The sequence below is a fragment of the uncultured Rothia sp. genome (assembly GCF_937976295.1).
Classification (GTDB): Bacteria; Actinomycetota; Actinomycetes; order Actinomycetales; family Micrococcaceae; genus Rothia.
Map to the genome: position 1 here is coordinate 1 of NZ_CALJRY010000261.1, position 5,856 is coordinate 5,856.

General features: G+C 59.8%; 6 protein-coding genes. 3 read left to right on the forward strand and 3 right to left on the reverse strand.

Annotated elements, in window-relative coordinates; all coding sequences use genetic code 11:
* From Q0216_RS06990 to Q0216_RS07000, 3 genes are all read right to left on the reverse strand, one after another.
* A partial coding sequence (locus tag Q0216_RS06990; RefSeq protein ID WP_298594042.1) for an NUDIX domain-containing protein occupies nt 1-268 on the reverse strand: 268 nt, incomplete at its 3' end.
* Between the two features lie 177 nt (nt 269-445).
* Entirely contained in the window at nt 446-1,939 is a 1,494-nt protein-coding gene (locus Q0216_RS06995) for an amino acid permease (RefSeq protein ID WP_298594035.1), read from the reverse strand.
* A gap of 328 nt (nt 1,940-2,267) precedes the next feature.
* Nucleotides 2,268-2,765 carry an OsmC family protein gene (locus Q0216_RS07000; RefSeq protein WP_294640304.1) on the reverse strand — a complete coding sequence of 166 codons (498 nt, stop codon included), beginning with the start codon at nt 2,763-2,765 and terminating at the stop codon, nt 2,268-2,270.
* Nucleotides 2,766-3,004: 239 nt separating this feature from the next.
* On the opposite strand from Q0216_RS07000, the gene Q0216_RS07005 reads away from it, so the two are divergent.
* The 3 genes from Q0216_RS07005 to Q0216_RS07015 all read left to right on the forward strand — a co-directional run bounded on the left by Q0216_RS07005 (nt 3,005) and on the right by Q0216_RS07015 (nt 5,777).
* Nucleotides 3,005-3,883 (forward strand): AzlC family ABC transporter permease, encoded by an 879-nt coding sequence (locus Q0216_RS07005; protein ID WP_298594037.1) that lies wholly within the window; start codon nt 3,005-3,007, stop codon nt 3,881-3,883.
* Between the two features lie 547 nt (nt 3,884-4,430).
* Entirely contained in the window at nt 4,431-4,766 is a 336-nt protein-coding gene (locus Q0216_RS07010) for a branched-chain amino acid transporter permease (protein ID WP_070677633.1), read from the forward strand.
* 9 nt (nt 4,767-4,775) lie between these two features.
* Nucleotides 4,776-5,777, forward strand: a complete 1,002-nt coding sequence (locus Q0216_RS07015; protein ID WP_298594040.1) for an AzlC family ABC transporter permease — start codon at nt 4,776-4,778, stop codon at nt 5,775-5,777.
* The last annotated feature ends 79 nt before the right edge of the window (nt 5,778-5,856 follow it).

Below are 5,856 nucleotides of genomic sequence, written 5' to 3' on the forward strand. Positions count from 1 at the left end.
GGAGTCCGCGGTGGTGCATCCGGGCGGGGTCGGGGGTGAGTCCGATTTCTTCGCTCACTTCACGGCAGGCGGTCTGTAGCGGGGTTTCCCCCGGCTCGGGTTTGCCGCCGGGCATCATGAACCCGTCGCTGCCTTGCTTGCGCACGGTGAGTACGAGCCCGTCCCGGTTGCGGATTGCTACGGCGCACACGTTCACGACGTGGTGGGTGCTGTCGATGGCGCTGTGCTCGGCGGGGTTTTGGGCGGAAGTATTCGGGTTCGTCTGCATGGTCTCCACCCTAACACCTACACGTTTCAGATTCTCATCCCGACCATGTGTTACGTGTACTTCGCTTGACAGGCACAAACTTTTTGGAGGTGAAGAGCTGGACGTAAAGAGCCGTCGGCTCCCCTTCTCAGGGGAACCGGCGGCTCTTCGTATATCGGCTATATCAAGCGGTTCAGCTTACTTCGAAGCCTTAACCTCAATGCCGCTCACGTCAATCTGCTCCAGCGGAATGAGGCGGTCACGAGTGACCACGCGGTGCGCCAGCCAGACCGCGATAACCACGGGCAGACCGATGTAGGAGCTAAGCACGCCAGCCCAGTCACCGTTCAGGAACGCCTCATAGTTCTGGCCACCAATAACGACCAGGCACATAAGGAAGGCAATAATCGGACCCGCGGGGAAGAACGGCGCCACGTAGGGCAGATCCTCCAGGCTGTTGCCCTGCTTCAGGTATGCGCGGCGGAAACGGTAGTGCGCCACGGCGATACCCACCCAGGTGATGAAGCCAGCCAGACCGGACACGTTCACCAGCCACAGGTACGCACCATCCGGCGAAAGTAGCGCGGCAATGAAGCCGACCGCACCGATAGCTGCGGTTGCCAGCAGCGCGTTCATGGGCACGCCGCCGGAGTTGATGCGGGCGAACATCTTCGGCGCCTTACCCTCCTGGGCGAGCGCGAAGAGCATACGAGCCGAAACGTACAGGCCCGAGTTACCAGCAGAGAGCACTGCGGAGAGAATCACGGCGTTCATGACGGCTGCCGCGAAGGCGATGCCCGCACGCTCGAAGATGAGGGTGAACGGGGAGATGTTGATGTTGCCGTCTGCAGCGGTGAGCAGGTTCGGGTCGGTGTAAGGAATCAGGAAGCCGATGACGACCATCGCGCCGATGTAGAAGAGCATGATGCGCCAGAACACGCTGATCAGTGCGCGGGGCACGTCGCGGCGGGGGTTCTCAGATTCACCAGCTGCCACACCAATCATTTCGGTGCCCTGGAAGGAGAAGCCTGCAACCATGAAGATGGCGAGTACGGCGGGTGCGCCGCCAACGAAGGGTGCCTCACCGACGGTCCAGTTGGAGAAGCCCGGGGAGCTACCGCCCAGGATGCCGAAGATCATGGCGATACCTGCGATGAGGAAGACAACCACGGTCACGACCTTGATGGTGGCGAGCCAGAATTCGCTCTCACCGTAGGAGCGTGCCGAGAGGGCGTTGATGCCGGTCAGCAGCACGAGGAATCCTGCCGCCCACACCCAGGATGGGACGTCCGGGAACCAGTACCTCATCACCTCGCCGACAGCGACGAGTTCGGCGGCAACGGTAATCGCCCAGTTGAACCAGTAGTTCCAGCCCATGGCAAAGCCGAAGGACGGGGACACGTAGCGTGCCGCGTAGGTCTGGAATGCGCCGGGGACGGGCAGGTGCGCAGCCATCTCGCCGAGGGACTGCATGAGGAAGAGCACCATCATGCCGATGAGGGCGTAGGCGAGGATTGCGCCGCCGGGGCCTGCGGTGGAGATGGTCTTACCGGAGGCGACGAAGAGGCCGGTGCCGATTGCGCCGCCGATTGCGATCATCTGCATGTGGCGGGCGGAGAGGCCTCGCTTCAGTTCACCCTCTGCGGGGGTGGCTTCCGATGCAGCGCCGGAAGTCTCTGTAGGCTGTGCCATGTCAGGTCTTCTTTCTGAGGCTATTGCTTCGTGCGTTTGCTAGCGGTTTAGTCTGGTGTCCAGTCTAGTCTTGCTGTGCGTGGTGCCGCCGAAGGTTTGGCCTGCGGTCAAGAAATTCTTTAATCATAAGGATTTCTTACGTACCGTAAGTTTTTCTAATCTGAGGGTCAATCCTACCCGCTTTCCCCGCCCTTTTCCACCCCAAAACCACAAAAACACAGAAAAACACAGGAAAACCCTCCCGCACCGCCTCATCACAAGCGGTACGGGAGGGTTCCATATCAGGCTCGTTCGCCCGGTTTATTCAACTTATTCAGCTCACCCGGCTTTAGTCCGCCAGGTTGTGGAACGACACGTTCGTGGGGTGCTCCACGGTACGGGAAACGGTGCAGTCCTTCTGCTCGCTGAGCTGAATCAGACGGTCCACCATCTTCTGCGCCTTGGCGCCCTGCTCATCCTCGGGGAATCGCACATCAAAGTCCACCTCAACGTCGTCGAGGCGCACCGCACCGTCTTCGGTCTGCTTCAGCGCCGAGGCGAGCACCTCGAACACCTCGGGGGTGGCGCGGCGGGAGGTGCCCGCGTCCACGTCCACGGAGGAGCAACCGGCAATCGCTGCGAGCAGCAGCTCGACGGGGGTCAGCAGACCCTCACCCACACCGAAGTCGAGGGTCGCACCATTGGCACCGTAGGCGCGGTAGCGCAAGCGGTCGATGCGCTCGATCTTGGTCTGGCGGTAGTTTTCGAGTTCACGGCGTTCCTGCTGGCGCGAATACACCTTCTTCTGCTCTTCTGCGGTGTTCTGGGAGGCATTCTGTTCAGCCATTGAGGTTCCTTTCGGGTTGCCTGCGCGGTCGCTAGGTTATTCAGCGCCGCCGTGTTTAGTGTCGTTGTTTAGTGTCATTCACTATAAGCGTGTTTCTCATATTTTATTCCCGGACTCTTTTTCTGCTCGGCCAACCGGCCTCTCCTATACACTGGAAAGCCGCGGCGGGCGTTATCTATGACCCGCTTACAGGCAGACGAGGCATTTCACAGAACGTAACGCATACGAGGAACCCACTTATGGCACAGACTCCCAAGCTACAGGGCGCTAAACTTCAGCGCGCTAAGCTTCAGGGCACTCGATTTAAGGGAACAGGCGCGCAGAATGATTTCCGCTTGGCTGTTGCGGATTCTTCCGTGGTGATGCTCGGTATCGCTGTGCTGGGTTTGGGTTTGGGTATTATCCTCAGCGCGCACGGTCTGCCCATCTGGACTGCGCCGCTGCTCTCTGCCCTAGTTTTTGCCGGTTCGGTGGAGTTCCTGATGGTGGGCATGGTCAGCGCTGGCACGCCCCTGGCGTCGATTGCGTTGACGGTGTTCCTGGTGAATGCGCGCCATCTGGTGTACGGGCTTTCCTACCCGTTGCACAATGTGAAGGGTTTCTGGGCTAAGGCTCTGGCGATTCACACTCTGTGTGATGAGGCGTTCGCGCTTAACTCCGGTCCCGACCGTAATGAGCGTTCGGGCGCTCGCATTCTGTGGGTGAACGTGCTGATTTACGTGTCGTGGATTCTGAGCGTTGTCCTCGGGTATGTGCTGGGCGCGAGCTTCCTGAGCAGCTTGAAGGGCGTGGATTTTGTGATGGTGGCTATCTTCACGGTTCTTGCGATGGACGGCTACCGCGCTAACCCGGATCGCGTGACGGCACTGTTTGTTGCGGTTTCAGCCGCGGTTGCGCTGATTTTTGCGCCGTCCTCGTTCCTGGTGGTGGCGTTGGGTTCGTATGTGGTGCTGCTGCTGGCGCGTTTCCCGGTGGCGAAGCGCCGCGGTACGCTGCCGCATCGTACTGTGCCTGAGGTGGCGCCTGAGGCTGAAAACGCCGCGGAGACCCCCTGCATCGCCGTAGAGAGCCCTGACACTGCCGCTACCGCTGATGCGCCCGCTTCCACACAGCGATAAGGACGTTACATACGTGCTCAAAACCCGTTAGGATAGATGAGTGGAGCTTCGCTCCCCCTCTTTCTATTTCTAGGATTCGCATAGTGCCTCCCGCGCGAACCTGCACGGAGGCTCCCAGAGGTTGAGGTACCCCATGACTCAGATGAAAGACACCGCTAAGGAAACTAGCGACGCAGAACGCTGTGCCGCCCCGGAGTAACACCGCACCGGGAGCGGCATCACCCGAGGTAACACACGAGAACTACTGACGCGCGCAACTACCCGCGCAGAAAACTTGCGCAAAACAACTTGCACTGAAAACCCACGCAGAAAACTCGTGCAGGAGGAACGGCCCTCCGCCTCCATGTTTCGCGGCTTTCATCAACTCACGTACCTACCGCACTACTTAGTACCCACTCCTCTCTTCGGCTGGGTTCTCCCTACCCTTTTCCGCGGATGCTTTCAGGTTTCACAGTTGCTTTCGCAGCTTCACCCGCACGCCTCGTTCAGGGTTCTTCCGCTCTTTTCGGGTTCTTTCGCTGAGTATGTGCAGAAAGAGAAAATCTTCATGAACAGTGAAGTGACCACCGGCTATATTCTTGCCGCAATTCTTGTGGCTGCGGGTATTACGTTCCTGCTTCGCCTGCTTCCCTTCGGTCTGAAGAAGGCGCTGGCTGGCTCCGAACTTTTGGATGCGCTCAGCCACTGGATTCCGCTCGGTGCCGTCGCGCTGCTTGCCATCTATGCGGTGGCGAAGATTGATTACTCCTCGTTCGCTACGGCGGCGCCGTATCTGGCGGGTCTGGTGGTGACCGTGGGTGTGCACCTGTGGCGTAAGAATATGGTGTTGAGTATGGTGGCGGGTACCGTCACCTGCGTTGTGCTGGCTAACTGGGTTTTCTAGGGGGTCACGATGAGCATTTCTAAGAAGTCTGTTTCTTCCCCCGCTGTTTCTTCCCCCGCTGTTTCTGCTGGTCACCCCGCACCGCAGCACGCGAGCCAGCCCGCACCTCAGCGGGCAACCCAGCAGCAGGTTGAGCAGGTTATTGCCTCCGCTCTTCCGCTGACCGGCATGATTCCGGTAGTGGAGGCGACCGCCTCCCCCAATGCGCAGGGCTCTCAGCCCCCGCGCGAGAGCGGTTTTGCGGAGGCGATGCGCGTTGCCGGCGTAATTATGCTTGGCCTGTTCTTTGTCGGCATTGGTCTGGGCGTGCTGGTGCACAGTTACGGCCTGCCGTTCTGGGTGGCTCCCCTGCTACCTGCCGTTGTTTTTGCCGGTTCGGTGGAGTTCGTGCTGATTGACATGATCTCTACGCATGCGTCGCTGTTCTCTATTGCGGTGATGACTCTGCTCATTAATTCGCGCCACCTCATGTACGGTCTGTCGTACCCGATTGAGCGTGTGCGTGGCGGGTTGGCGAAGTTCTACACCGTGTACACCCTCATTGATGAGGCGTACGTGCTGAACACCGGGCCGGACCGCCATAAGCTGCGTGCCTCCCGCATCCTGTGGATTCACGCGGGCCTGCACCTGAGTGTTCTGGCGAGCGTAACGCTCGGTTACGTGTTGGGTTCGAGTTTCTTGAGTGAGCTCAAGGGCGTGGATTTTGTGATGACGGCGCTCTTTGCGGTGCTCGCTATCGATGCGTATCGCAGTTCTCAGGACCGCACGACTGCCGCCATTGCGGGTGCGTCCGCTGTGGTTGGTCTGGTGTTGGCGCCGCAGTCGATGCTGCTGATTTCGATGGTGGTGTACATTCTGCTGTTGGTCTCGCGTTTTGTGGTGGCGAAGCACCGCGGCACCCTGCCGGAGCATATGCTGGTCGCTGATGAGCAGCCCGCCGAAGCCTCCGAAACCTCCGAAGCCGCCGAAACCTCAGGCGCTCTCGGTCAGCCCGGCGCCTCCACGCACTAGCGTCTTAATGCAGTAAAGCGCCCCATAGTAAAGCGCCCCGCCCACCCGAAATACCGGGTGGGCGGGGCGTTATGCTGTC

Coding starts and splice junctions, on each gene's coding strand:
- Q0216_RS06995 (WP_298594035.1), bottom strand. CDS start 1,939: ATGGCACAGCCTACAGAGACTTCCGGCGCTGCATCGGAAGCCACCCCC.
- Q0216_RS07000 (WP_294640304.1), bottom strand. CDS start 2,765: ATGGCTGAACAGAATGCCTCCCAGAACACCGCAGAAGAGCAGAAGAAG.
- Q0216_RS07005 (WP_298594037.1), top strand. CDS start 3,005: ATGGCACAGACTCCCAAGCTACAGGGCGCTAAACTTCAGCGCGCTAAG.
- Q0216_RS07010 (WP_070677633.1), top strand. CDS start 4,431: ATGAACAGTGAAGTGACCACCGGCTATATTCTTGCCGCAATTCTTGTG.
- Q0216_RS07015 (WP_298594040.1), top strand. CDS start 4,776: ATGAGCATTTCTAAGAAGTCTGTTTCTTCCCCCGCTGTTTCTTCCCCC.